This window comes from Streptomyces sp. T39, from assembly GCF_008042045.1.
Taxonomy (GTDB): Bacteria; Actinomycetota; Actinomycetes; order Streptomycetales; family Streptomycetaceae; genus Streptomyces.
In genome coordinates, this window is sequence record NZ_RDBP01000265.1 from 1 (window position 1) to 2,193 (window position 2,193).

Genomic DNA, 2,193 nt, shown 5'->3' on the forward strand with positions numbered 1-2,193 from the left:
CGAGCTCGGCGAGGCCAGGGTGGTGCCGCTCGGGACGACCGCGCCGATCACCCGGAAGCCGAAGCGGTCGGCGAGGTAGCCGAAGACATGGTGGTTGGTGACCAGGGCGCGCCGGTCCTCGGGGATCCGCTCGAACGAGGTCTCCATCCAGGCGGTGAGGTCGGCGAGTTGGCGGTCGTAGCGGGCGGTGTTGGCGCGTACGGCGGCCGCGTCCACCCCGTCGACGTGCTCGATCACCTGCGCGGCGATCAGGCCGGTGGCGGCCCGCACCCGGTCGGGGTCGGTCCAGAAGTGCGGGTCGGGCTGCCCGGCCTCGTCGCCGGGACCGCCGTCGTCGGGGGCCCGGAAGGTCATCGGATCCACCGCGTCGCCCACGCCGAAGGTGGTGACGCCGGCCGCGCGTGCGGCGTCGACATGGCGCAGGACGTTCTCCTCCAGGCCCAGTCCGTTGAAGACCACGAGGTCGGCACGTTCGAGTTCGGCGGCCTGCACGGCGGAGAGGCCGAAGGAGTGCGGATCGGCGCCCGGTTGCATCAGGACGCTGACCTCGGCCTCCTCGCCGACGATCTGCCGGGTCACATCGCCGAGGATGTTGGTGGTGACCACGACGCGCGGGCGGTCGCCGCCGGCGGCGCAGGCGGTGGCCAGGGTGGCGGACAGCGCGGTGAGCAGGAACACGATCAGGGAGCGCGGGCGGGCCGCGCGGGGTGTCGGCCTCATCGTCCCGTCTCCGCCATCAGCGCCGGGGTCATGTCGAGGGCGAAGGTGCGGGCGATCCGCAGTCCGTCGTTGTAGTCGATCTCGAACACCCTCTTGCCGGCGGGGTCGTTGACGTAGGCACGGCTGCGGTCGACCTCGACGAGCGGCGTCCCGGCGCGGTCGGCGCCGGCGTCCGGCGGGCCGGTCAGCAGCGGCCCGGTGCGGGCGGTGCGCTCGCCGGTGGCGATGTCGTAGCCGTGCAGGGCGCCGTCGGCGGCGAGGACCATGAGAGAGGAGCCCTCCCCCGCGGTGTTCGCCGCGACGACGGGTCCGGTCGCCACCCGGGTCCAGGTGCGGTCCGTCACGTCCAGCACCCACACCGCACGCGCGCCGGCCAGGGCGGTGAGGGTGTCGCTGCCCGCCCGGTGGCGGAAGGCGGTGGCGCGTTCCGCCGCGGGCACGTCCTCCCCGTAGGGGATCCGCTCGGCGGTGAAGCGGCCGCCCGACTCCCGCACCAGCAGCGCGCCGTCGGCGCAGCCGATGACGACACCGCGCCGGGTGACGGCGTCCCCGCGGGGCGACGCGCACACGGCGCCGGGGGCCGCCACGCGCCGGCCCTCGCGGTCGAGGACGACGACCCGGGGTCGGTCCGCGGCGGCCGAGAGGGCGACGAGGTGCTCCCCGTAGGGCACGACGGCTCCGGTGTACGTGCCGGGGAGGGTGCGGGGTGTGCCGGGCCCGCCCCTCTCCATGCCGGTGCGGTCGTGGACGCGGACGCGGCCCGCCGGGTCGGTCACCGCGGTCACCGCGGTGTCGCTGCGGACCTGGGTGCCGGGGCCACCGGGTATCCGGCCCACGTCGCGTATCGCGGCGCGGTAGTAGTGCACATGGTCGCCGTGGTCGACCGTCCAGGCACCCGTGTCGATCACACGGGTGCCGTCGGCGGTGGGGAGGAAGCCGAAGCGTCCGTCGCCCGTGAGCGCGGTGGCACCGGCCACCGGTGCCACCTCGTGCGTCTTCCCGGTGATCAGGTCGAGGACACGGGTGTCGCCGGTGGCCGGGTCGGCCAGCAGCAGCCGGGACTGCTGCTCGGCGGCTTCCTGCGCCCCTTCGACGTAGCCGTGGGGGGCGGCGGAGGAGGACTCCGTCCGCGGGGCGGGGGCGTCGTCGTCCCGGCCGGCGCAGCCGGTCGCGGCGAGCAGGGCGGTGAGCACCAGCGCGGCGGGGGCCCGCGCGGGGACGTTCCTTCGGGCGGGCAAGGGGTTCTCCATCCGGTGTCGGTGCGGTGTGTCGGTGTACGGGTGTGTCATTGCGTGTACGGGTGTGTCGTTGCGTGTACGCGTGTGTCGTTGTGTCGTCGTGTCGACATCGGCGCGCGTCGCGCATGTCAGCCTCTGTGTCGGTCCGAGGGAGCAGCCGGCGGCTGCCGGGAACGGGGTGGTGCCCCGGAATGCGGCAGGAAGCGGCAGGATCCGCGCGGGGGCAGGTGCGCGC

At 75.0% G+C, this 2,193-nt stretch carries 2 protein-coding genes; both read right to left on the bottom strand.

All coding sequences use genetic code 11. The features are described 5' to 3' along the window. Positions 1 to 720: metal ABC transporter substrate-binding protein (locus EAO77_RS38035; RefSeq protein WP_147992824.1), on the bottom strand; the 720-nt coding region annotated here is incomplete at its 3' end. Next, positions 717 to 1,958 (bottom strand): hypothetical protein, encoded by a 1,242-nt coding sequence (locus EAO77_RS38040; RefSeq protein WP_261994353.1) that lies wholly within the window; start codon positions 1,956 to 1,958, stop codon positions 717 to 719. The genes EAO77_RS38040 and EAO77_RS38035, both read right to left, overlap by 4 nt. Positions 1,959 to 2,193 lie beyond the last annotated feature (235 nt).